The 26,976-nt window shown below is 34.7% G+C and carries 15 protein-coding genes, 1 tRNA gene and 1 pseudogene; 9 read left to right on the top strand and 8 right to left on the bottom strand.

Annotation, left to right across the window (positions count from 1 at the left end):
• The first annotated feature begins 107 nt into the window (after nucleotides 1-107).
• The 3 genes and pseudogenes from M4I23_RS01520 (at nucleotide 108) to M4I23_RS01530 (ending at nucleotide 8,784) form a co-directional block, all read left to right on the top strand.
• A pseudogene (locus M4I23_RS01520) lies at nucleotides 108-409 on the top strand (antibiotic biosynthesis monooxygenase).
• A gap of 63 nt (nucleotides 410-472) precedes the next feature.
• The gene (gene pbpC / locus M4I23_RS01525; RefSeq protein WP_249753191.1) at nucleotides 473-2,821 is read left to right on the top strand and encodes a penicillin-binding protein 1C; all 2,349 of its coding nucleotides are present in this window, start codon (nucleotides 473-475) and stop codon (nucleotides 2,819-2,821) included.
• A 248-nt stretch (nucleotides 2,822-3,069) separates the two neighbouring features.
• Nucleotides 3,070-8,784 (top strand): LamG-like jellyroll fold domain-containing protein, encoded by a 5,715-nt coding sequence (locus M4I23_RS01530; protein ID WP_249753192.1) that lies wholly within the window; start codon nucleotides 3,070-3,072, stop codon nucleotides 8,782-8,784.
• A 68-nt stretch (nucleotides 8,785-8,852) separates the two neighbouring features.
• Here M4I23_RS01530 and M4I23_RS19850 read toward each other — a convergent pair whose 3' ends face one another.
• The 4 genes from M4I23_RS19850 to M4I23_RS01550 form a co-directional block, all read right to left on the bottom strand.
• Nucleotides 8,853-10,748: a T9SS type B sorting domain-containing protein gene (locus tag M4I23_RS19850; protein WP_249753193.1), complete on the bottom strand. Its 1,896-nt coding sequence runs from the start codon at nucleotides 10,746-10,748 to the stop codon at nucleotides 8,853-8,855.
• A 1,008-nt stretch (nucleotides 10,749-11,756) separates the two neighbouring features.
• The gene (gene serS, locus M4I23_RS01540) at nucleotides 11,757-13,028 is read right to left on the bottom strand and encodes a serine--tRNA ligase (protein ID WP_158846223.1); all 1,272 of its coding nucleotides are present in this window, start codon (nucleotides 13,026-13,028) and stop codon (nucleotides 11,757-11,759) included.
• 122 nt (nucleotides 13,029-13,150) lie between these two features.
• On the bottom strand, nucleotides 13,151-14,473 hold the full coding sequence (locus M4I23_RS01545; RefSeq protein ID WP_249753194.1) for an HTTM domain-containing protein: 1,323 nt from the start codon (nucleotides 14,471-14,473) through the stop codon (nucleotides 13,151-13,153).
• Nucleotides 14,466-15,398 (bottom strand): bifunctional riboflavin kinase/FAD synthetase, encoded by a 933-nt coding sequence (locus M4I23_RS01550; protein ID WP_158846227.1) that lies wholly within the window; start codon nucleotides 15,396-15,398, stop codon nucleotides 14,466-14,468. The genes M4I23_RS01545 and M4I23_RS01550 overlap by 8 nt, the downstream gene beginning before the upstream one ends.
• Before the next feature lie 222 nt (nucleotides 15,399-15,620).
• Here M4I23_RS01550 and M4I23_RS01555 point away from each other — a divergent pair, with 222 nt between their 5' ends.
• The gene (locus M4I23_RS01555; protein WP_249753195.1) at nucleotides 15,621-18,338 is read left to right on the top strand and encodes a reprolysin-like metallopeptidase; all 2,718 of its coding nucleotides are present in this window, start codon (nucleotides 15,621-15,623) and stop codon (nucleotides 18,336-18,338) included.
• Nucleotides 18,339-18,352: 14 nt separating this feature from the next.
• Here the strand turns inward: M4I23_RS01555 and pth are convergent, their stop codons facing one another.
• From pth to M4I23_RS01570, 3 genes are all read right to left on the bottom strand, one after another.
• Nucleotides 18,353-18,979 (bottom strand): aminoacyl-tRNA hydrolase, encoded by a 627-nt coding sequence (gene pth, locus M4I23_RS01560; protein ID WP_249753196.1) that lies wholly within the window; start codon nucleotides 18,977-18,979, stop codon nucleotides 18,353-18,355.
• 248 nt (nucleotides 18,980-19,227) lie between these two features.
• Complete coding sequence (locus M4I23_RS01565; RefSeq protein ID WP_158846233.1) at nucleotides 19,228-19,848, bottom strand: 50S ribosomal protein L25/general stress protein Ctc; 621 nt, start codon at nucleotides 19,846-19,848, stop codon at nucleotides 19,228-19,230.
• 56 nt (nucleotides 19,849-19,904) lie between these two features.
• The gene (locus M4I23_RS01570) at nucleotides 19,905-20,846 is read right to left on the bottom strand and encodes a ribose-phosphate pyrophosphokinase (protein WP_158846235.1); all 942 of its coding nucleotides are present in this window, start codon (nucleotides 20,844-20,846) and stop codon (nucleotides 19,905-19,907) included.
• A 146-nt stretch (nucleotides 20,847-20,992) separates the two neighbouring features.
• Between M4I23_RS01570 and M4I23_RS01575 the strand changes: the two genes are divergently transcribed.
• The 5 genes from M4I23_RS01575 to M4I23_RS01595 all read left to right on the top strand — a co-directional run bounded on the left by M4I23_RS01575 (nucleotide 20,993) and on the right by M4I23_RS01595 (nucleotide 26,495).
• A tRNA-Leu gene (locus M4I23_RS01575) sits at nucleotides 20,993-21,072 on the top strand.
• Between the two features lie 308 nt (nucleotides 21,073-21,380).
• Nucleotides 21,381-22,271, top strand: a complete 891-nt coding sequence (locus M4I23_RS01580; RefSeq protein WP_249753197.1) for a hypothetical protein — start codon at nucleotides 21,381-21,383, stop codon at nucleotides 22,269-22,271.
• A 210-nt stretch (nucleotides 22,272-22,481) separates the two neighbouring features.
• Entirely contained in the window at nucleotides 22,482-24,101 is a 1,620-nt protein-coding gene (locus M4I23_RS01585) for a sulfatase (protein WP_249753198.1), read from the top strand.
• Nucleotides 24,098-25,663, top strand: a complete 1,566-nt coding sequence (locus M4I23_RS01590) for a sulfatase (protein WP_158846241.1) — start codon at nucleotides 24,098-24,100, stop codon at nucleotides 25,661-25,663. Before M4I23_RS01585 ends, M4I23_RS01590 begins: the two co-directional genes overlap by 4 nt.
• A 10-nt stretch (nucleotides 25,664-25,673) precedes the next feature.
• Nucleotides 25,674-26,495, top strand: a complete 822-nt coding sequence (locus tag M4I23_RS01595) for an aspartate/glutamate racemase family protein (RefSeq protein ID WP_158846243.1) — start codon at nucleotides 25,674-25,676, stop codon at nucleotides 26,493-26,495.
• A 27-nt stretch (nucleotides 26,496-26,522) separates the two neighbouring features.
• Here M4I23_RS01595 and M4I23_RS01600 read toward each other — a convergent pair whose 3' ends face one another.
• On the bottom strand, nucleotides 26,523-26,972 hold the full coding sequence (locus M4I23_RS01600; protein ID WP_158846245.1) for a DUF3157 family protein: 450 nt from the start codon (nucleotides 26,970-26,972) through the stop codon (nucleotides 26,523-26,525).
• Between the last annotated feature and the right edge of the window lie 4 nt (nucleotides 26,973-26,976).

The following is a 26,976-nucleotide window of genomic DNA, read 5'->3' on the forward strand; positions in this document are numbered from 1 at the left end:
TTTCTTTTTTAATGACTTTACTATTTTTCTTTATGCTTCGTATTTTAAATAATACGAATAGCTATATTAGTAAAAAAAAGCGCTCCAATTAACTAAATCTTCCTATAATGAACCATTTACCTTATTATTCGGTTATTTTTACATCAACTTTAAACGAAGACACCGAAGGCTACAACGCTATGGCCGAAAAAATGGAAGCCTTAGCTAAAAAACAAGATGGCTTTTTAGGTATCGAAAGTGCTAGAAACCAAATTGGTATTACCGTAAGTTACTGGAAAAGCCTAGAAGCTATAAAAAATTGGAAAGCACAAACCGACCGTATAGAAGCCCAACAAAAAGGAAAAAAAATTGGTATAGCTGGTACAATGTAAAAATTTGCAAGGTAGAACGTGAATACAGCTTTCATTAATTCATCCTAAAATTATGCGAATTCACATCTAAACAAGAAGGCTTAGAGTATATAATTTAAGTGATGACCCTAATAAACTACATAAAAAAGAATAAAGTAAAATCGGCAATTGCTACATTACTTTTAGTTTCCTATTATTTTTGCTTACCAAAGCCCTTATTTAAAGATCCAACAGCCACGGTAATCACAAGTTCTAATAACGAATTACTTGGCGCACAAATTGCAAAAGACGGACAATGGCGATTCCCGCATAACGATTCTATTCCCGATAAATTCAAAACTTGTATTGTTCAGTTTGAAGATGAATATTTTTATAAACATCCTGGTTTTAATCCCTTTTCAATATTTAAAGCTTTAAAAGAAAATTTAAAATCTGGCGGTATAAGACGTGGCGGAAGTACCATTACACAACAAGTTATTCGCTTAGCGCGGAAAGGACAAAAAAGGACTTATTTCGAGAAATTTATTGAAATTATTCTAGCAACACGGTTAGAACTTTCGGCTTCTAAAAATAAAATTTTAACGCATTATGTGAGTAATGCCCCTTTCGGGGGAAATGTAGTTGGTCTCGATGCGGCATCATGGCGTTATTTTAATAGAAACTCCAACAACCTCTCTTGGGCAGAAAGTGCAACCTTGGCTGTTTTGCCGAACGCACCAAGCTTAATTTACCCAGGAAAAAACCAAGAGCGGCTATTAATAAAGCGCGATAGATTACTAAAAAAACTTTTAGAAAGCGCTAAAATAGACACCCTTACTTACGAGTTATCTGTTGCCGAAGGCTTACCACAAAAACCCTATAGATTACCGCAAACAGCACCTCATCTATTACAAAAAGTAGCGTTAAAACAATCTGGACAGCGCGTACAAACTACAATTGATATTAAATTACAAAACCATGTAAACTACATTGTAAAAAACCATTATAATAAATTAAGTCAGAATGAGATTTACAACGCAGCTGTTTTAGTTTTAGATGTTAAAACCAGAAAAGTTTTAGCCTATGTTGGTAATACACCAACCGATAAAGCCCATCAAAAAGATGTTGACATTATTGATAAACCACGTAGTACAGGCAGTATTTTAAAACCCTTTTTATATGCTGCCATGTTGGATGCTGGCGATTTATTACCCAATACCTTGGTTGCAGATGTACCTACACAATACGGCAGTTATAACCCTGAAAATTACAATAAAACTTACGATGGTGCCGTGCCTGCAAGTCGAGCATTATCTAGATCTTTAAATGTACCAGCCGTGAGAATGTTACAGGAATTTGGTCTAGACAGGTTTTATCAATATTTAAAATTTCTAAAACTTAAAGATTTAAAATACAATGCCAACCATTACGGTTTATCACTTATTCTTGGTGGTGCCGAAAGTAACCTTTGGGATTTATGTAAAAATTACGCCGCTCTATCTTCTACTTTAAATCATTTCTCTGAAAATTCGAGCACCTATTTTTCAAATGAATTTTGCGAACCCTCTTTTTTAGCATCATATAAAGTAAACTTTGGAAAGAAAACAACGGATAAAACCCTATTTGATGCCGCTTCCACTTACTTAACATACAAAAGTTTAAAGGAAGTTAATCGTCCAGAAAGCGATGAAAGTTGGGAGTTTTTTGATGGGTCTAAACAAATTGCTTGGAAAACAGGTACCAGTTTCGGTTTTCGAGATGCTTGGGCTATTGGCTCTACTAAAGATTATGTTGTGGGTGTTTGGGTTGGCAATGCAGATGGCGAAGGCCGGCCAGGACTGGTTGGTGTGCAAACAGCAGCGCCAATAATGTTCGATGTTTTCGAAACTTTACCAAATAGCAATTGGTTCTCAGAACCTTTTGATGAAATGAAAAAAGTAACCATTTGCAAACAAAGCGGTCACCGCACCTCACAAAATTGCGATGACACGGAAGAAAAATTTATTCAACTATCGGGTTTAAAAACTAAACCTTGCCCTTATCATGTTTTAATTCATTTGGATAAAACGGAAAACTTTCAAGTGAATTCCTCCTGCGAAGATTTGAGTAACATTATCCATAAATCGTGGTTTGTATTACCACCATTAATGGGTTATTATTACAAAACTAAAAATCCATTTTACAAACCATTACCCAAATTTAAGCCCGATTGTTTAGGCAAACAAGCAGCTTCTATCGAGTTTATTTACCCTAAAGAAAACAATACTATTTTTCTTCCTAAAGATTTTGACGGAAAAACTAACGAGCTTATCCTAAAAATAGCACACTCAAAACCGGAACGAATTGTCTATTGGTCGATAGACGAACGGTTTATTGGCTCTACAAAAAACATCCATGAAATGGCTATTATTCCTACCGTTGGTAAGCATATTATTACTGTTATAGATGAGCTTGGAAACGAGCAAAAATGTAGCATTACCGTTAACCTATAACCTTTTGACTTATGTTTTAATCACTACAACGGATTAATTCTCAATTTAAGTCCTTATAGCCTATTCTTGCTTAAAATATTTTAAAGACAAATACCATTCACCGAAAACTTATTAACAGAGTTATCAATTAAAGTAAATTTGTACAAGAATTAAGATAATCAAAAAATGTGTTTTGTGGACACAGATAAAAATAACTCCACAAGCCCCTAAAAATCAACATATTTTTCTCTCAACAAAATCACCTACTTATGAACAAAATATACTCTTACCTACGAAGTGTATTAAAAAACATATTAGCAACCTTATTGTGTTTGTTTGCTTTTAATGCTGTTGATGCTCAGTGCTCTTATGATATTAACAATCTAGGAGGCAACGACCTAGTTGACTGGAACGGACATTATATTTCAAAGGTTACTATAGAAGGTGATAATTCCTCTACAGAAATTAACAACTCTAACATAAATACGAGTTATACGGATTACACGAGCCAATCTGCTGATGTTACTGTGGGTAATACCTATGATTTTTCTGTAAATAGTAATATCCCATGGGACAATAGCGCTATTAGTATTTGGATAGATTACGATAACAATGGCACATACACAGAAGTCTACTTTGAAGATTTTAATACATCAAATCCAAAAACCGGTTCTTTTACAATAGACCCAACTGCTAATTCTGGAACTTCTAAAGTACGAATCCAAGTTTCCTATTGTTCAAACTGTGGCGGGGGTTCAGATGGAGCTATCATTTCCCTAGATGGTTGCGATTTTACAAATACTTATAGAGGAGATGTTGAAGATTATACTTTAAATATTAATCAAGTATCAATAACACCAGTCGTAGCTGATGATAATTTGGATGTTTTAGTGGGTAGTGCCGCTGGAACGGCTAATCAAGTTAATGTAGCTAGTAATGATTATATTGGAACAGCAGGAGGTGATACTGATAATTATAGCTTGTCTACAGTTGCTTCTAATGGAATTGTAACTGAAGAATCAGATGGCGTGTTTCAATACATACCAAATAGTGATTTTGTAGGATCAGATAGTTTTACATATGATTTGTGTAATCAATTTTCACAGTGCGAAACGGGTATAGTTAGTGTTTTTGTCGGTTTTAATGCTTGTGTTCCAACAAGTAATTCTAATGGGACGCATTATATAACTAATGTGTATTTACCGGGAGAAACTACAATGATTAATAATTCTTCTGGAGATGATGGTGGTTATGGGAATTATATTGAAACGCAAAGTGCAGATTTAACGAGAGGATCAACTTATCCAATAGAGCTTTCTGTTTCAAACCAAATGGCTTCAGAGAACAGATCTGGTTGGACAGTATATATTGATTTAAATAGAGATGGAAATATTACAATAGCAGAAGAAGTTTGGAGTTCTGCAAGTGCAAATCCCTCATCTAGTGGTGAAGACCAATCCTTATCAAGTACAGATAACACATTTAATCTAGGCTCTATAACTATTCCATCCACAGCAGGTTTAGGAAAAACATTGATGCGTATTGGTGCAAGACGTTATTGGGATGCATCTAAACCGTGTGGAAATACAGATGGGCAACCTGAAGAGTTTGAAGATTATATAGTAGATATTAAAAGTGACGCTACAGCGCAAGAGATTGATGTGTATGGTAACGGTTTAGGTATAGTTTCTGGGGCAACAATGACAAGTACAGATAATTATACAGATTTTGGTATTTATGATGTTAATTCTGGCGCAGTAACAAGAACATATGTTATAGAAAATACAGGTATCGCAGATTTAGTATTACAAGCACCTTATGTTAGTGTATCTGGTTCTACTGCTTTTACAGTAGCTACACAACCAGTATTAACAACATTAACATCAGGGGAATCTACAACATTTACAATTGATTTTGATCCAGATGTAATAGGGGCGTATATAGGAGTTGTTTCTATTCTTTCTAATGATGTAGATGAAAACCCATTTAATTTCACCCTAGAAGGCGAAGGTGCGCAAACCTTCCCAGATACTGATGGTGACGGTGTACCGGATAACATTGATATAGATGATGATAACGATGGATTAACAGATAGTTATGAGAGTTCTATTTGTAATAGTAATTCTAATGCCTCAACAACAGGAGTTGTCTTTTTAAATGAAACTTTTGGAGCAGGAAACGATAGAATTCAAATTAATGGCAATTATGCAGGAGCAACAACCACCTATTGCTGGGAAGATGGTAATGGCTCATGTCCAGCAACCTATAATCCAACAAGTGTAAATGACGGAGATTATACAGTATATCATTCGGTTACTAATAATAACGGAGTAACAGAAGGTATAAATGTGGATCTTTCTGATTGGGCAGAAGATTATTGGTATTCAGGAGGTGACCATACAACAGGAGATACAAATGGTAGAATGGCTATTTTTAATGCAGCAACAGACCCTGGTACTTTTTATAGTCAAGATATAACAGGAGTTACCACAGGTGTGCCAATTCAGTTTGGGTTTTATGCTATTAATTTAGATCGCGATAACGCACCTGGTGTAGGTGGTCGAGAAAAACCAGAAGTAGTTATAACTATTTATGACAACCTTGGTAATGTAATTGCCACAGATACATCAGGAGAGATTCCTCCAACAAGTGCCTCAAACCCTGATGGAGATTGGGTAAAAGTATCTGCAAGTTTTGTTAGTACCGTTTCTCAATTTACTGTAGTATTAAGTAATGCTAATCTAGGAGGTAACGGAAACGACTTGGCAATTGATGATATTTTTGTAACGCAAACACTTTGCGATTTAGATAGAGATGGTGTTGCGGATATTATAGATTTAGATAATGATAATGATGGTATACCAAACGTTGTAGAGCTAGGTTTAATAGATGACAACTTTGATTCCACTGTTTATAATGACACAACAAACCCTTGGGTAGATGCTAACGGGAACGGAATGCATGATGCATACGAAACTATAACAATTTTAGATTCCGATGGTGATGGTGTACCAGATTACCTTGATCTAGATAGTGATAATGACGGTGTTTTTGATGCTGTTGAATATAATGGTTTTGGTGATATAGATGTCAATGGTAATGGTACCGGTGATGGCTCAGATTATCAAGATGCTATATCTGGTATTGATACCGATGATCAAGATGGTGATGGTATTTTATCAATAGCAGATGATAATGACAATGATTCGGATGGCACAGATCACGGAACGCTTACTTATAACACTCCTTTAGATTCGGATGGTGATGGTGTACCAAACTATTTAGATATAGATAGTAACGATGCTCCAAATAATACTACTAACGGTAGTGATATAGATACCACACAAATTTATGCATATCTAGATGCAGATAACGATGGTGTTATTGATGGATCTGATGATTATGATAACGACGGAATCCTAGATGCTTTCGATACAGATAATAACGTCTTTGGTTCACCAAGAGACTTAAGCGATAGCCACACTCTTTTCTTTGATGGACGTAATGATTATGTAGAAGATGCTAACGTAATAAATGGTTGGGCAAATGCTACCCTTATGGCATGGATTAAAATTGAACCAGGAGCAACCGGTGATCGCGTTGTTGTTGGCCAAAATAGTTTTAATATTATGATAACCAATGGTGGTCGTATTAAAGTTGAGGCTAACAGTGATACTAGAGAAGGTAGTACTGCTTTACCCGAAGGTATTTGGGTTCATGTTGGAGCAACTTATAGTAGTACGGATGGAGAGTTCATAGTTTATGTTAATGGCGATCCTCTTCCTGTAGTCTCTGTTGCGAATAGTTTATTTACAGATACCTCTAACTTTACCATAGGAAGAACACCAAATACAGACACCCGCTATTTTGAAGGAGAAATAGATGAAGTACGTTTATTCAACGAAGCTTTAAGTGAAACTTCATTCCAAAGAATGGTTTATCAAGAATTGAGTGATACTAATTTTAATCAAGGCGCCATAGTTCCTTTAGATATTGATGCCGCAAACACATTTAACACATCTCTAGTTAGGTATTTTAAAATGGATACTTTTAAAGATGATATTGTGGATGATGCCACAACATTAACTATCGATGTTGGCACGGGTGCAAGGCTACATAACATCAAAAACATTTACTTTCAAACCGCTCCATTACCTTATGAAACTAAAGCTGTAGGATCTTGGAGTTCAACAAATACATGGTTACACGGTGATGTTTGGGATATTGACGCTGAAGCAACCAATCAAGATTGGTCTATAGTACATGTTAAACACAGTCTAACAACCGCAACTAGACATGCAACAGCTGGTTTAATAGTTGATGCTGGTGTTGAATTATCAATACAAAGTGATGTTGAACTTAACAACTCTTGGTACTTAAACCTAGCTGGACTTATCGATTTAGAAGGTGAATCTCAGCTAATTCAAACAGAAAATAGTGTTTTGGTTGCAACTGGATCTATAGAAAAAGACCAACAAGGCACAGAAAATTTATATACTTATAATGCTTGGTCATCCCCTATACATACTACTAATCCAGATGTTGATATAAATGGTAACGAAACATATACCGTAGCAACCGTTTTAAAAGATGGTGAAGATCCTCTAACTCCAAAACCTATTTCATTCGTTTCTGGTTATAATGGTAATAATACATCTAGCCCAATAGAAATTGCAAACTATTGGATTTGGAAATTTGCAAATAGCCCAAGTGATAGTTATGCTCATTGGCAACAGGTAAAAAGTACTGGAGAAATAAAAGTTGGAGAAGGGTATACAATGAAAGGACCAGGAACAGGATCTATTTCTACAGATAAGAACTACGTGTTTCAAGGCACTCCAAATAATGGAGAAATACTTTTAAAAACAGATGCAGGAAACGATTACTTAGTTGGAAACCCATATCCATCTGCTATTGATGGTATAAAATTTTTAAATGATAATCCTCATTTAGATGGTACTCTATATTTTTGGGAACATTACGGAGGCGGTTCACATATACTAAGAGAATACGAAGGCGGCTATGGTACATACAACTACTCTGGTGGAGTTCCTGCAATAGCAACAAAAGCTACTCCAAACGCAGATGTTAGTCAAACTGGTATATCAACAAAAGTTCCTACTCGATATATCGCCGTGGGCCAAGGATTCTTTGTAACTGCTACTGCATCGGGAAACACAAGTTTTAATAATGATCAACGTGTTTTTGTTACCGAAGCTAGTGCCACCAATTCTTTATTTATGAAAGGAACAGCTGGAAAAGCTAAAATAGTAGCAATAGATACTAGCCTAGATGATTTACGAACCAAATTACGCTTAAACTATAATTCGCCTAACGGGTATACACGCCAAATATTAACAACCATAGACGAGAATGCAACTATGGAAATCGATAGAGGTTATGACGCTCCTTTAACTGAGGACAATGTGGAAGATATGTATTGGGAAATTGACGATAATAACTTTGTTATCCAAGGTATTGATGAACCAAATACAGAAACTAAATTACCTCTTTCTATAAAAGCAAAAACCGCAGGTGAAATTGAAATTACTTTAGCCGAATTAAATTATCCAACCGAAGATTTTGAATTATACATAAAAGATAATTTAACAGATACCTATCACGATTTAATTGAAAACACTAGCTTCACGACAACTGTAGAAAAAGGAGTAACTTCAAATCGGTTCGAAATTGTTTTTGCTAAACCATCAAGTACTTTAAGTATTTCTGATAATAATTTATTAGAAAATGTTGTTGGTGTATATTATAATACTTCTAATGCCGCTATACAGATTACTAATCCTGATAATTTTTCAATTGAAAACATAATAGGAACTAATATTTTAGGACAAAAGGTATTGAATGAAGCGATTAATTCTTCTGATAAAAATATAACTTTACCTGCTAATCTAGCTTTAGGTATTTATATTTTTACAATTGAAACAGATCATTCAAAAATTATCAAAAAAATGATAATTAAATAATTAAAAAAACTTACACCAATAGATTAAATAGGAAAACCTCAATACCGATTAGTATTGAGGTTTTTTAACTAACGTTTTAAAGTGAAATGCCCCGTAAGTTTTTGCCCATCTATTATTACCACATACCAATAATCTCCGGTAGGAACATGTCTATTTTTAAAAGTACCGTCCCAATCAAAAGAGCCATTTCTACTGAATTTCAATAATTTACCGTAACGATCAAAAATAGATACTTGCGATTTACCATACGCTTCAATACCAGATAAACGGAAGCTATCATTAACAGCATCATTATTAGGGGTGAAAAATTTAGGAATATAAAAATGCAGGTATTCCTGACTAACAATATCCGAACAGTTTTGAGATTTTACATAAATGGTATAACGTCCGCCTTCAATATTATAAAACATAGAATTAGGTTGAAAAATATTCCCATTAATAGAATATAAAAAATTACCAGAGTTTTCAGTTGAAATAACAATATCATTTCCATCAGATGTTACAGAATCAATGATTGGTATTTCCGCAACTGACACATTAAATATTCTTGTCTCATAATTACAAGTACTTCCCGTAATTTCAACAGAATAACTTCCTGATAAAGTAATCGAAATGGTTTCTGTTGTTTCACCCGTATTCCAAAGATATAATGGATTAGCAATGCCTGTTTCGGGTTCTAAAATTAAAGTTTCCGAATCGCATAATTCAAGTTCATTCTCAAAAGTTAATCCGGGTTGATCACCCGAAAGATCCCAAGAACAAGTTGCTGTATTAAAAGTAGCAGTTTCCCAACAGTTTAAAACAGGCTGAATAGGTTGTGTACCAGTAATATCCCAAACACAGGTTACATTATTAAACGTTGCTGTTTCGTAACAAGCTGTCGTTGGTACTATGGCTTGCGCACCTATCACATCCCAAGAACATGTGGTTGTATTAAAAGCAGCAGTTTCCCAACAGTCTATCGTAGGTTGAGCTGGCTGTGTTCCCGTGATATCCCAAACACAAGTTGTATTATTAAATGTTGCAGTTTCGTAACAAGCTGTTATTGGTAATGTCGCTTGAGTTCCTATAACATCCCAAGAACATGTGGTTGTATTAAAGGTAGCTGTTTCCCAACAGTCTATCGCAGGCTGAGTAGGTTGTGTACCCGTAATATCCCAAACGCAGGTTACATTATTAAATGTTGCGGTTTCGAAACAAGCTGTTGTTGGCGCTATGGCTTGAGTTCCTGTCACATCCCAAGAACATGTGGTTGTATTAAAAGTAGCAATTTCCCAACAGTCTATCGTAGGCTGAGTTGGCTGTGTTCCTGTTATATCCCAACTACAAGTAGAAGTATTTACAGTTGCCGTTTGCCAACATTCTAAACTAGGCGCAGCAGCTATAGTTGTTACCGTAGCTTGATATTCAGTAGAAAACGAAACACATTGTGGATTATTTAAATTAATAGCGACCTGTGCTATTTTTGCGCGATAAACACTAGTCATTGAAATAGAAACAGAAAGAGATGCATTTGTTTCTCCAGCAATATCATTCCAAATAACACCATCAAAGCTTACTTGCCATTGATAAAAATGAGTCTTGTAAACTGAAAAATCTGGTGTGGCTGTTAATGTTGTATTATAAGGTGTTTCCGTGCTACATAAACTTACAGAATTACTTGTTGATGTTCCTGTGGTTATAACGTTATCACCACAAGATTTAAATTCAATATCATCAATAGCTAAATCATTTCCGCAGCCACCAACTCCATTATTTATTATTTTTAAAATAACCGTATTTTGCGAAGAAAGCGTTTCAAAAACTAATCCATATTCCTCCCATTTTGGACTGGATGTTTCCGTTATAGCACCTGTAACACCACTAGCTAACAAATTAGTATCTGTAGCATCCCATATTTCAAAACTCACATTAATTGGTATGGTTCCTCCTGTTTGGGTTGAGCAAAAACTATTAGCCTTCACCAAATTTATTAACCATGCAGAAAACTCATATGTTGTATTTTCACAAAGCCCTGTAATAGTGGTTTTATAAAATTCACCTGGATCGGTCGCGGCATTTACAATTAAACATTTCCCATTGGAATCTGATAGGGTATGATCTTCTATTTGATGCCAATCGAAACCATTACCAATGGTACCATTACGTACGGTATAAAAACCATCACCAGGAAAACCATTAGCATAATTATATGTTGTTACACCAGAAGGTAGTGAATTATTAGAAGTTCCCGTGCCAAAAGATTCTACAAAAATAGGATCGCCAGAATTACCGTTACAAAAGCCAAGTTGGGCCTGCGATTTAGTAATAACAAAACATGATAGAATTAGCCCTAATATGAGGTTTTTAGTTATAATGATAGCTTTAGTTTTAGTTGTTGTCTTTCTTATTTTAAAAACAATGGTTCGGCTATATTATAAAAATGATTTGATAAAAGATATATTTATCAGATAAACAGACCTATACAAAAACCATACAAATATGTAAAAGCTAGTATATAAAAGGAGTTTAAGATTAGAGCAATGAAAATGCCCGAATAAAATTCGGGCATAACCAACCAAAAATAAAGTTCTATATTAACGTATCGCTAAGTCAAAAACTAGATCATATTTAATTGGGGACAAGTTCAACATGATCCACATGCTGTTTGGTGTGATTAATTTTAATAGTGGAAAAATTAAAGATCTACTTATTTAGTATTACTGCAATTTTGTTTTCCGGTTTTATTATTTCAAAATCTGAAAACAAAACCTGACTAGCAATAAAAACTAGCACTGCAAGTAATAAGACGCGTTTAAAATTTTTCATGGAAATAGGTTTTGGTAGATTGGTTATGCTAAATTCAAGAATATTCCTGAAAAAGCAAAGAAAACCACCAAATATCTACACGAAAACATAAATTTTATGTATTTCGTCGATAAAATAAATTAAAAAAGCAAGAAAAAACTTATAAAAAAGAAATTAAAACTATTTTAATTAATAATTTTAAACCCTGTATAAGATTGAAGTACTTCTGGGATTACAATACCTTCTTCCGTTTGATAGTTTTCTAAAATACCAGCAAGAACTCTCGGCAAAGCTAAAGAACTCCCGTTCAATGTATGGGCTAATTCATTTTTACCTTCAGCATTTTTAAATCGAAGTTTTAATCGGTTCGCCTGAAAAGTTTCAAAATTAGATACAGAACTAATTTCTAACCAACGGTCTTGAGCTGTAGAAAACAATTCGAAATCGAAAGTTAAAGCTGAAGTAAACCCTAAATCACCACCACAAAGTCTTAAAATTCTGTATGGTAATTTTAATTCTTGAAGAATACCTTTTACATGTTCCACCATACCATCTAACGCCTTGTAAGATTGTGTTGGGTGTTCTACACGTAAAATTTCAACTTTATCAAATTGATGTAAACGATTTAAACCACGAACATGGGCGCCGTAACTACCCGCTTCGCGTCTAAAACATGGTGTATAACCGGTAATACCAATTGGTAATTCACTTTCATCAACAATAGTATCTCTAAAAATATTAGTTCCAGGAACTTCAGCCGTAGGAATCAAATATAAATTATCCTCACCTACGTGATACATTTGTCCCTCTTTATCTGGCAATTGACCAGTTCCAAAACCAGATGCTTCATTTACTAAAAGTGGTAATTGGTATTCGGTATAGCCTGCAGCTGTATTTTTATCTAAAAAATAAGCGATTAAAGCACGTTGTAATCGTGCACCTTTACCTTTATAAACAGGAAATCCTGCGCCTGTAATTTTATTACCAAGCTCAAAATCTATAATATCGTATTTTTTAGCAAGCTCCCAATGTGGCAGAGCACCATCGTGTAATACAGGAATATCGCCTTCTTTAAAAATCTCTTCGTTATCATCCTCTGTACTTCCTTTAGGTACGGTTTCATTCGGTACATTAGGAATTTTATATAATAATTGATTTAAAGATTCCACTGTAGCATTTAGCGCATCATTAAATTCTTTTGAAGCTTCTTTTAACTCACTTGTTTTTTCTTTTAAAACATTCGCTTTTTGAGCTTGTCCTGTTTTATACAAGTTTCCTATTTCTTTAGAAAGTGCGTTCGATTCGGCTAGCGTGTTATCTAACTCCGTTTGTAAGCGTTTACGATCTTCATCTAGCTCAATAACGTCGTTAATCATGCTTGTGGCGTCGATGTTTCTTTTTTCCAAACGACTAATAACCAAATCTTTGTTTTCTCTAATAAAAGGTACTTGTAACATGTGCTAAAAATTTAAGCAACAAATTTAGGGAATTGGTAATTATTTTAAGCTGTTAGTAGCAACCAATTTCATTAATTAGTATGAATCGCTAATTGGAAACAATTAAAAGTAAACAGAGCCACTTACTTAGCTTCTAAATCTGAGGTTAAAATCCAATCACTATGCTTAAAAACGCTCCATTCTACACTGGCTAAATCTATATTTCTATCTATAAACTGTTTATATTTTCTCCCATTAACACTCACTTTAGAATTTACGTAAACCGCAATATCTTGCCCACTCGCTTTATATTCGGCTTTTAATCGTTGTGCAAACTGCCACATTACGTCTGGTTTTGTACTTACCGATCGTTTCTGTTTCGCAGTTAAGTAGTCATTTTGCTTAACAATAAACCTTTTTCCCGTTTTTTTGTTTTCTACAGTATAAGATGTACTTCCGCTTTTAATTCTAAGCATCATACGCCATGATAATCGATGCCCCTCTTCCGTCCATAATACATTATCCTTAATAAAATGATGACGTAGCGGTAAACCAATCTGGATTACAAAATAGATTAAAAATAAAACTATTAAAGATTTTTTTTTCTTCGGAAGAATTACAGCTTCAGCATTATAAAACGGCTTCTTTTTTAAAAATATATTCCGAATAGTTTCAGGTTCAAAAAAGAAAAGAGAAAAAGCTAATGATAAAAAAGGGAAAATACCAATTTGAAAAACCACAGCATTAAACAGATGAAAGAATACTGAAATGAAAAACATATACTTTCTGGTTGGTTTAAAAAGTAACAATGGAATAATTAATCCATCGAACAAAATACCGCCATAAGCCAGAAAATAATGTACTACTTTTTGTTGCAGTAATTCATCAACTAAAAAGTAGCTTCTTTTATTTCGCATAAGCAGTTCAACAACTGTAGTATCAAGCCAATCGGGATAAAACTTAGCAACCGATGCATAGGTATACACAATAAATAATTGCAGAACAAAAACCCACTTACACCATTGCGGCATAGAGAAATTTTTAATACTAGGTTTTTGGTATACATCTACTGAAGCATAGCGATTTGCTGGCATAAAAACCATAATACTACTAAGTAGCATAAGTAAATAATAATGGTTGTTGTACGACGATTTTTGCATTAAATAAGTCACAGCCCACATTAATGTAAAACCAATAATACTAAACCTGTATTTATAACCCAGCATAACACAGAACGCAAAAGCGCCCATTATAGCGTAATAAAAATACATACCGTTTCCGGGAAGTGGTTGTAACCACTCGAAACCAATAAAAGAAAATGTAAATTTTGGCTCAACTAAAGTTTTTCTAACCCAACCTGTGAAAATAGCGCCAACCGATTCTAAAAAACATAACAATCCAAAAATAATTCGGAATACAATAAGTGCCGAATTATCAATATGTTTAAACAGAAGTTTATTACCCATTCAATTTTTGGATATAATCGCGTGTAAAAATTTCATCTTTTGAAAGTTGTACTTTTAAAGCTTCTACCGACTCGAATTTTTCTTCATCACGAATACGCTCTAATAAATTTATCTGAAGATTTTCATCATAAATATCCTTATCAAAATCTAGAAAATTAACTTCAATAGTTTGTTTACTTCCGTTAACGGTTGGATTCATACCAATATTCATCATACCGTAAACTAATTCGCCGTTAATGACAGCGTTCACAATGTATGCACCCTGTTTTGGAATGAGTTTGTAATCTTCCTGAATTTTAATATTTGCTGTTGGATAATCGAGTTGCTTACCTAAGCCTTTGCCTTTTACAACACTTCCGTTTAGCATAAATTGATAACCTAAATAACTATTAGCTTTGGCAATATCACCATCTAACAATGCTGTTCTAATTTTTGTAGAACTCACCGAAACATCATCTATATCTTGCGCCGAAATTTCTTCAACTTGAAAACCAAAACGTTCACCAAAGGCTTTTAAATCGTTAATATCAGCGTTTCTATTTCTGCCAAATCGATGATCGTAACCAATAATTACTTTTTTAGCATGTAGCTTATCGACTAATATTTGTTTCACAAAATCTTCTGCCGAAAGGCGCGAAAATTCTGTTGTAAATTTTTTAACTAGTAAATAATCTAAACCTAAAGCCTCTAAAATATCATGACGTTCATCGATGGTATTTATAAGTTTAATATTGGAATCTTTTTGTAAAACCATACGCGGATGTGGAAAAAAAGTAAGAACCACGGATTTTAATCCTTGTAGATTTCCAGCATTAATTAATCGCTTAACTATTTTTTGATGTCCAATATGCACGCCATCAAAGGTACCAATGGTTACAATAGTGTCTTGGTTTTCTATAGCGTTTGTAGAATTACTTAATTTCAACGTATCAATTTTGAACAAATTTACTTATTAAGTCTGTATTAAACCATGAATAAAAGCGACTATTTTAAAATGAAAAATGATGTTACAGTATAAAAAAACAGGTCGAAAGGTAAGATTTACTCATATAAACGTACTTATTTAAGGATGATTGAGTATTTTTTTTGCTATTCATAACTTAACAACCTATTTTTATTGACTATGCTTTTTTTTAAAACTATAATAATGAAACATTTATACCCTAAATCAATATTTTTTTTATTAACAACTTTTTTGTTTTCTACCTATGGGAACAGCCAAAACGGAAGAGATTTATGGGGACAAACAGCTCAAAGTAAATCGGCTAACTCCAAAAAGCTTGCAAGAAAATCTACTCCTAAAAAAGCATTAGAATACAGTTTAAATATTGAAGGGTTAAAAACGTATTTAAAAAACGCGCCAAAACGCGAAGCTCAAACAACATCGGATGTTATTTTAAACTTCCCGGTTTCTAACGGAAATTTTGAGGAGTTTAAAATACAAGAAGCTTCTGTTTTACACCCAGATCTTCAGGCAAAAATGCCAGATTCTAGAAGTTATATTGGGAAAAGTATTGAAAATCCAGAAAACACCATTCGTTTTAGTATAACTCCACAAGGTTTACACACGATGCTTATGTCTGCCGATCAAAGTACGCAATTTATAGACCCAATAAGTTTTGGTGAAAATGATTATTTGGTTTACAGTAAAACCGATTTACCGCAATTAGAAGATCACTTTTCTTGTGAAGTTATAAGTAAAGAAATTTCAGGAAAATCTGCAGGAACCAAAGCAACCGCGGTGGCTTTAAACGATGGATTTCTTAGAACCTATAGATTAGCAATAGCTAGTACTATTGAATATTCTGAATTTCATTGGGGCGCTGCAGGTTTAACATCTAGCGATACAGAGGCTGATAAAAAGAACGCTGTTATGAACGCCATGATTGTAACCATGACTAGAGTTAATGGTGTTTATGAAAGAGAACTATCTGTTACCATGCAGTTTGTAGCAGACAATGAGAATCTTATTTTTATAGATTCCGATTCTTTCACTAATAATGATGACGATCTATTAATAAACGAAAGCCAAACTCAAATCGATAATATTATTGGAAACGGCAATTACGATATTGGGCACACATTCAGCACAGGAGCAGGAGGTTTAGCAGAGTTAGGGTCTGTATGCCGTACAACATCAAAAGCGAGAGGTGTTACAGGTTCGTCATCACCCGTAGGAGATGCCTATGACATTGATTATGTAGCACATGAGTTGGGGCACCAGTTTGGGGCGCCTCACACATTTAATAGTGTTCTTCCTGCTGACAGCAATTGTTCTAATCTCACTCGTAGCACTACCAGCGCATACGAACCAGGAGGCGGAACAACTATAATGGCCTATGCTGGAATTTGTTCTCCAGACAACATTCAAGCAAATAGTGATGACTATTTTCACATTAATAGCTTACAACTTATTTGGAATCATATAAACAGTACTAATGGTTCGTGTGCAACAGAAACCACAAGCGGAAACGCCGAGCCAGAAGCTATTGTAGATGGAACAAGTTACACGATACCACAATCTACACCATATAAACTTTCTGGATCATCAACAGATGCAGATGGCATAGCTTCACACACCTACACTTGGGAACAATATGACTTAGGAAACTCAGGCTTACCATACTCAACTAATACTACAGGCCCTTTAGTTCGCTCATATCAAGGTACAACAAACTCTACGCGATACATTCCTAACTTAAAAGATTTATCTTATTTTAACGGTTCTACAACTTGGGAAAAATTAGCTTCCGTAGACCGCGATATAAATTTTAAATTAATAGTAAGAGATAACGAAGAATATGGCCGAATAGCAACCGCAGACATGACGGTAACAACCGTTACTGCTGCTGGACCTTTTGTTGTTACATCACAAAACACCTCTGGTATAAGCTGGACAGAAGGCAGTACACAAACCATCACTTGGGATGTAGCTGGAACAACTGGCAACGGTGTAAACACCGCAAAAGTAAACATCCTTTTATCTACCGATGGAGGATTAACATACCCAACTACATTAGCATCTAGCGTGGATAACGATGGATCGGAAGATATAACGGTACCAAACGTAACAGCACAAAACTGTAGAATAATGATTGAGGCAGACGGCAACATCTTTTTTGCGATAAACATCGAAGATTTTGCTATTGGCTATACAGTAACTAAAACTTGTACGCAGTATAGCGCATCGCCAAACGCGAGCATTCCTGATAATGCAACAGCTTTTGAATATAGCACTATTAATGTAAGTCCATCTACAACTATAACAGATATTAATGTAGGTGTCGACATTACACACACTTATAAAGGAGATCTACAACTTGGTTTAATAAGCCCTACAAATCAATTTATCGATTTAATGAAACCACTGTTTTGTGCTACAGGAAGCTTAATTATTCAGTTTGATGATAACGCAACTGCTATGGATTGTAATAATACAGTAGGTAACGAAAGCTATCTGCCTTTAGAAAGCCTTTCTGATTTTAATGGTGAAGACTCTTCTGGAAATTGGACACTGGCTTATGCCGATTTAGGAGCTAATGATACCGGAGTTTTAAATTCTTGGTATATTGAAATTTGTACGACTACCACAGAGCCGCTAAGCGTGACTTCTTTCACGCTCGATGAACTTAAAGTATTCCCTAATCCAAATAATGGTGAATTCACGCTTAAGTTAGCTGCAGCATCACAAGAGGTTAATGTTGAAGTCTATGATATTCGCGGACGTAGAATTTACGAACAAGCCTTTGAAGGCAACGGTAGCGTTAATGAGAACATTAACTTAAACCATGCGCAATCGGGTATGTATATTTTAAATGTAACCGATGGGTTTAAACAAGCCACCAGGAAAATTATTATTGAATAATTAAAACTGTAAACTTATTTACCGTTAAAGCTATTCATGGTGTTGCTCATTCCTGCTAAACCGAAAGATTTAATAAGTTCTACAGACTTGGTTAAACGCTCTTTTAGAGTTTTGTTTTCCTCGTCGCTCCATTCGCCAAGTACGTAATCTATTTGTTTGCCTTTACTGAAGGCGTCGCTAATACCAAAGCGGAAACGGTTATATTTTGTGGTGTTTAGTGTGCTTTGGATATCTTTTAATCCGTTGTGGCCACCATCGCTACCTTTTGTTTTTACTCGAATACTACCAAAGGGTAAATTAAGATCGTCTGTAATTACGAGCAGGTTTTCTAAAGGAATTTTTTCTTTGGTAAGCCAATATTGCACGGCTTTACCACTTAAATTCATGTAGGTACTTGGTTTTAGCAAAATAAAGGTACGCCCTTTTATTTTATAGGTTGTAAGATCGCCTAATTTCTGTGTAGTAAAGGTTAGGTCTTCTTGACTTGCTAAGTAATCTAAGACTTTAAAACCGATATTATGGCGAGTGTTAGCATAATCTGCTCCAATGTTTCCTAAACCGACTATTAAATATTTTTTCATAGGATTTTGCACTTCTATGTTATTTTCTTTTCTAAATATTTTTAATAAAAACTGCCACATTTTATTGTTTTCTTTTAAACAAACATAACCAATACACCTCTAATTTATTGTGTTTACCTATTGTTGATAAACTTGGCTTTGCGTTAGGGATTGCAGTGAAAAGCCCACAGCCTGACGAAGGAAGTGCGAGGACTTGCAGCGTAAAGCCCGACCCTTTTCGGGTAACGCCCAAATTATTAATTTTTTGTAAAAATAAAAAAGCATCCTGAATTAACAGAATGCTTTTTGTATTTTGATGTGAATATGTTCTATTCTTGAGCTTCTGCCGCTGGAGCTTCTGCTGCTGCTTCACCTTCTTCACCTTCTTCATCTTCAGCAACTGCTGTTCTAGAAGTTTTAATTTGGCATACAACTGTATTATCAGTATGTAAGAATGTGTATTTTTCGCTTGCTAATTCACCAACAGCTACTTTATCACCAATTTTTAATGGAGAAATGTCTACTTCGATAAAATCTGGAAGGTTTGCTGGAAGTGCTTTAACACGTAATTTACGGTTGTTTCTACGTAAAATACCACCATTTTTAACACCTTTTGAGTTTCCTACTAAATGTACAGGAATATCTAATGCTATTTCTTTGTCTTCGAATAACTGATAGAAATCTACGTGTAAAATTCTGTCTGTTACTGGGTGAAACTGGATGTCTTGTAAAACGGCTCCAAAAGTTTCGCCACCTTCTAAATTAATCACAACTGTATGCGCATTAGGCGTGTATACTAGTTTTGAGAAGGCTAATTCTGCTGCTGCAAAATGTACTGGTTTGTCTCCTCCGTATAATACGCAAGGAACCTGACCAGCATTACGTAAGGCTTTTGCTGCTTTTTTGCCTACGCTTTCTCTTTGAGATCCGTTGATTGTAATTGATTTCATTTTTAATATATATATTTAATTAATACTCTAGTTTGTGTTTTCCCTTTCGGGAAAAATTACATTATAAAACTTGAACTGATAGACGTATTGTTGTGTACCTTATCCATAACTTGAGCAAATAAATCTGCGCAACTTAATACACGAATTTTATCGCTTAATAGTTTTACCGGAATAGAGTCGGTTACAATAAGTTCTTCTAATTTTGAGTTTTCTAATTTCTTATACGCATCACCAGATAAAATAGGGTGAGTACAAATAGCTCTAACGCTTAATGCACCACGCTCCATCATTAAATCAGCTGCTTTTGCTAGTGTTCCGGCGGTATCAACCATATCATCTACTAATACTACGTTTTTACCTGTTACATCACCAATAAGTTCCATGTGTGAAATTACATTGGCTTTTGCTCGTTGTTTATAACAAATTACTACATCGCTTTTTAATGCTTTAGAATAGGCATAAGCTCTTTTAGAACCTCCCATATCTGGCGATGCAATAGTTAAGTTTGGCAAGTTTAAACTGCGTAAGTATGGTAAAAATATAGTGGATGCAAATAGATGATCTACTGGCTTCTCGAAAAAACCTTGTATTTGATCGGCATGCAAATCCATAGTGATTATACGTGTTGCGCCTGCTACTTCTAGCATTTTCGCTACCAATTTTGCCGCAATTGGCACTCTTGGTTTGTCTTTTCTATCTTGTCTTGCCCATCCAAAATATGGTAAAACCGCTGTTATGTGTCTTGCCGATGCGCGTTTTGCAGCATCAATCATTAACAACATTTCCATTAAGTTTTCTGGCCCCGGATTAGTTGAACCAATAATAAAGATACGCGCTCCTCGTATAGACTCCTCATAAGATGGTTGAAATTCTCCATCACTATAGGTTGAGGTAATTACTTTACCTAAGTCTGTACCATATGCTTTTGCGATTTTTTCGCCTAAGACTTTACTTTGGGTACACGCAAAAATTTTGGCTTCGGTTACTACTATAGGCATGGCTAATATGTTGTTTTATAGCGATAAAAACATCACTTGTTTGAAACAGGGTGCAAATTTATGGATTTATTTTTACCTAAAATGTATATTGGTGCGTATTTTTTGAGTTATATATCGAAAAAATCTATATTTTTGCGTCTCCAAATGCTCAAGTGGTGGAATTGGTAGACACGTCGGATTCAAAATCCGATTCTTCGGAGTGCGGGTTCGATTCCCGCCTTGAGTACTTAAAACCCTTTAAAAACGTTGTTTTTAAAGGGTTTTTTAATTTTAGGGCTACCAAATTCATGTTTATTTTTAAGTTATTCTTTTCTAGCATAAGAAATAGTGAAACCTTTTAAAAAACAAATTCAAATTGCATATCTACAACCAAAACTATTGGCCAACCTTAATTAAGGTTGAATAAAAAGAGTATTACTCTATTTTTTAGATGAAAAATAATCAAAAAACCACTCATAAATCAATTAAAAACATCAGCATTTACATTAGGTTTGTATAATCGAGCTTCGTTTAAACACAAGATTTTTAAAAAATATGAAATTTTACCCAACCCTAAGTATCGTCTTTTTGCTTTTTTATAATTTAGCTTTCACTCAGGCTAAAAAGGGGTTTCCCGAAGAATACACCGTTCTAAATATTGAACCTTCTAAAACAGACTCTAGAATTAAAGAAGCTAACTCGTCTCATTTAGTTGCTTACAACCCAAATACTAAACAAGGTAAACTCTTTTTTTTTATGCCAGGAACCGGAGGAATAGCATTAAAAGGTCCTCGGAAATTATTTTCGACTGCAATTAACCAAGGATATCACGTTATTAATATTTCTTACATAAATCAGCCTGCAGTTGCCCAGATATGTAAAGGAAAAATATTAGAAGAAAACTCTAACTGCACCGAAGAATTTAGAACTAAACGTATTTATGGCAATAATGCCTTTTCATTAATTAACGACAAACCACAAGATGCCATTGTAAATAGGTTAACCAAATTATTAATCTACCTTACTGAACATGACAAAAAAGGAAATTGGAGCATCTATTTGGAAAACGGTACTCCAAAATGGAGCAAAATTGTTGTTTCTGGACAATCGCAAGGTGGAGGCATGGCCGCTTTTATAGCCAAACAGCACCTAGTTAATAGAGTGATTGACTTTTCTGGAGGTTGGGATTATTCAGCTAAACCAAAAATAGCAAAATGGTATTATTCTACAAGTGTAACACCATTAAATCGTTGGTATGGCACATACCATACTACAGAACCTCTTGCTAACATAATAAAAGAGAGCTATGATGCTATGGGTATTCCCGAAAACCACATTTATGCTTTTGATCTACCTGTTCCAGAAGGAAAAAAAGGACATTCTAATGGCGTAAGAAATATTGGTTACACTAAAGAATGGATTGAATTACTTGGTAAAGGAAATTAAAACCATATAATTTGATTTTTCATGTTTTTTATACCCTAAAAATACGGAATCTGTAATTTTTTCCTAAAGCTATATTTTCGTTTAGAAAGTCGGTATTTTTACTTGCTAGTAGACTCTACACACTAGAAAACACTATTTCTATCTTTTTGTGCTTATGAGATATTATGTTATGCTCTTTTTAAAATAGCAACCAAAAAATTAACCAACCTTATGAAAATTTCACTAGCCTACCTTTCTTTATTTTTCATTTTTACAGCATGTAACAAAGAGAAAAAAATGGCATCTGTTAAACAGCAAAAACCCAATATCATATTCTTATCGATAGACGATTTAAGAGCCGATCTTGGAAGCTATGGGAATAGCGAAATAAAAACACCAAATATAGATGCCTTAGCAGGAACCTCCATGGTAATGCTAAACACCCATTGCCAAGCCGCAGTTTGTGCCCCTTCGAGAGCAAGTACCATGCTTGGCTACAGACCAGATTCTACCAAAGTATGGCACCTTGGTGATGAATTTAGAAAAATAAATCCCAATGCTGTAACCATGCCCCAATATTTCAACAAGGCAGGATATTACACGGTTAATATTGGTAAAATTTTTCATAATTACATGCCGGATTCTATTTCTTGGAACGAACCAGACTTAAAACCTTTTCCATACAATACAAAAGAATATGCTAAAAGAGATGCTGAAACTTATTATTACACCGAAGCTGCTCTAAAAGATCAAAAAAGAAAACGAGACCTGCTATTAGAAAAAAGAAAAGATCAAAAAGTATATGGCGATGGTTGGAATCGTGGCCCTGCCATAGAAGGCGCGGATGTTCCAGACTCGTTATATTTTGATGCTATGCAAACACAATTAGCTTTAGAAACCATAGATAGAATTAAAGATAAGAAAGAACCTTTTTTTATGGGACTTGGGCTTTACAGACCACACCTTCCCTTTGTAGTACCAAAAAAGTATTGGGATCTTTACCCTGTTGGGTCTGTTTCACCTGCAGCAAACCCCAAATTACCTAAAAACGCACCGGTAATGTCGGCTAATTCTAATTACGAGTTAAGAGCCTATACTAACCCTCATAAAATTGGACGACCAGAAGATGCACCATTACCAGAAGCATATGCAGATTCTTTAAAGAGAGGCTACTATGCTAGTGTGAGTTATATTGATGCTTGCGTAGGAAAACTAATAGCAGGACTAAAAGAAAGAGGTCTTTATGAAAATACCGTTATTGTATTATGGGGCGATCACGGATGGAAACTTGGCGACCATAATGGGTGGGGTAAAATGACAAACTTTTATATAGATACTCATGTTCCTCTAATAATAAAAGAAGCCTACCAAAAAGAAGGAAAACGCATTGAAGCCCTATCTGAATTGGTTGATATTTTCCCAACATTATGTGATTTAACCGGTGTAGATAAAGCCGATTACTTACAAGGTACAAGTTTAACTCCAGTGTTCAAAAACCCAGAACTTGAATGGAAAGATGCTGTTTTTACGCAATTTAGAAGGCGCGCACGTGTTTCTAAAGACGGAAACGAATATATGGGTTATTCGATGCAAACCGAGCAATATCATTTTATAGAATGGTACCAATGGGATAATGATAAAAAAGAAAAAGGAGATTATGCCGCTACAGAATTATACGATCATTATGTAGATAGTGATGAAACAGTAAATATTGCTGAAAACCCAGATAAAAAAGAAATAGTTAAGCAATTGTCTAAACAATTATCTGCAGGTTGGAGAGGCGCCTTACCAAAAAAACAAGTCGTAATCAACGAGTCTGAAAATATTAGGTTTTCAAAAATAAAATCATGACGAAAAAAATAAAACTGCTCAATACACTATTCTTTTTAGCTATACTTATCTTAAACTCATGCCAAAATGCAAGTGAAAAGAAAGCAGAAACTCAAAAACCAAGTAGGCCAAATATTCTATTTATCCCTGTAGATGATCTTAGACCAGATTTAGGCGCTTATGGCAACACCATTATAAAATCGCCAAACATCGATAAACTTGCAAGTAACGGCATGGTTTTTAACCGTGCCTATTGCCAACAAGCCGTATGTACAGCTTCTAGAACAAGTTTATTAACCGGTTTAAGACCAGATTCTACCCAAATTTGGGACTTAAAAACACACTTTAGAGATGCTATGCCCGATATCGTGTCCTTACCTCAGTTTTTTAAAAACAATGGCTATTATACGGTTGGCTTAGGAAAAACATTTCATAATACATTACAAGATTCCATAGCTTGGAATGAATACTTACATGTTGATGGTTTCCCTTTCGATCCAGATGCCGTTTATGTCAACCAAGAGAATTTAATTATTCAAAAGGAAAAAGAGCTTAATAAAATAAAATCCGGAAATTATAAGTTTGATAAATACGGGTTTATCTATACTAAGGCGAAATCTATTGAAATGGCTGATGTAAGCGACGACGATTATTATGATGGCGCACAAACCACCATGGCCATAAAAAAGATGCGTGAACTTAAAAAAACAGGCGAACCCTTCTTTTTATCGGTAGGTTTTTACAAACCCCATTTACCTTTTACGGCTCCAAAAAAATACTGGGACATGTATAATCCGGAAGATATTCCATTAGCGACAAACCAATTCCCCCCAAAAGGCAGTCCAGAATTTGCCGTACATGGAGATACTGAACTTAGAGGTTACACGGAGCGTCACGACTTACCGAAACCTAATGAAGGTTCATTATCCGATGCTGAACAAAAAGAACTCATACGTGCTTACTACGCTTGTATCACTTATATAGATACTCAAATTGGTCGTTTAATTGACGAGCTAGAACGCTCTGGACTTGCTGAAAACACTATAGTTGTTTTATGGGGAGATCATGGCTGGAAATTAGGAGAACACAACGGTTGGGCAAAACAAACCAATTATGAAATTGATACGAGAGCACCACTTATTATAAGTGGACTAGGCGTAAAAGAAAAAGGAAAAACAAGCCAATCCTTAACCGAATTTATCGACATTTACCCAACACTTTGCGATATGACAGGCTTTGAAGTACCAACATATTTACAAGGAACAAGTTTAAAACCAATTTTAGAAAACCCGGAAACCACAGTAAAAGAGGCAGCCTATAGCCAGTTTTTATTAGGTAGATATGGACCTAAAGAACTACGAAAAATGGAACGGATGGGCTATACGGTTAGAACAGACCGGTACCGTTATGTAGAATGGTATGAGTGGAATGCAGAACAAAAAACGAAAGGTGACTTTATAGCGCGCGAACTTTTTGACCATGAAACTGATCCACAAGAAAACATTAATATTGCCAATAAAGCAGAAAACAAAAAACTAATAGCACAAATGTCCAAATCATTAGGCAAAGGTTTTACGCTATAAAAGAATACTTATGAAAATTTCTATATATTGTTTAATAATTTCAGCTTTTTTGTCTTGCAATAAATCAGTGAATAATAGCGAGCCATTAATAAATAATAATTCAGAAGTAAATCTTGTAAAAACAACGCATAAAAACATGAATACATTAGGCCTTATAGGCGGTACATCCTGGCACTCAACAGTAGAATATTATGCTGCTATTAACCAATCTATCAATGATTATTATGGAAATAACACCAATCCGCCTTTACTGGTTTACACACTAAACCAAGCAGAAATACATCGATTTCAAAAGGAAGATAAATGGGATTCTATAGCAACCATGTTAACCGAAGGCGCTATAAGTTTGCGTAAAGCAGGTGCACAATCTGTTATGTTTTGTGCAAACACGCCACATAAAATGTATAATGACGTACAAGCACAATTAGATTTCCCCATAATACATATTGCGGATGCTACAGCAAAAGCCATCCATAATAAAGGCGTTAAAAGCGTTGGCTTCTTAGGAACTATTTACACCATGGAAGCCAATTTTATTACAAAACGCATAGCCGATAATGGTATTGAAGTTTTAGTTCCCGTAGAAAAAACGGTTCTTATTGAATTACAAAGAATTATTGAAGAAGAACTAACTTATGGAGTTATAAAACCAAGATCAAAAACGTATGTATTAAAAGTGATTCAGGATTTAGTTGATAAAGGCGCTGAAGGTATTGTTTTAGGCTGTACAGAATTCCCTTTAATGGTTTTTGACAAAGATCTAAATATCCCTGTTTTCAATACAACTGAAATTCATTCAATGGCAGGAGTTGATTTTATTTTAAATGATTAATACTATAAAAAGAACTTTCACCTCACATTAAAACAATGTCGATGCTTTTATAATAGAATTCCCTAATCGCTTATAAGTTACCTTGGTTCCATTTACACAAAAACGATAAACTGCTTTTTGTTTCTGTTCAGAAAAAGATAACAACAAAACATCGTCTACCGCACAATTATAATCCTTGGCAACTTTCTTTTTTACATATTCAATAGTAGAATGGCCACGTTTTAATTTCGATTGAATTTTGCTATCCAATTTTGGTTCCTTATAATCATGCTCAAGTTTACAAGCATTTTTATCGATAGGTTTTAGTAATTCCTGAGCTCTCGTATAATCCGCAGAATCTTCGCTGTCAATATATTCCCAGGTATAATCACTTTTAAGAAAAACGCGACGTCCATCTTCGGTTTTAATAATTTCACCTTTTTGAGCGAAACTCATAGATGTTATAAAAATGAATATAAAGAGAAAGCACGTTTTCATAATA

Origin of the sequence: Algibacter sp. L4_22, from assembly GCF_023473045.1 — a bacterium.
GTDB lineage: Bacteria > Bacteroidota > Bacteroidia > Flavobacteriales > Flavobacteriaceae > Algibacter.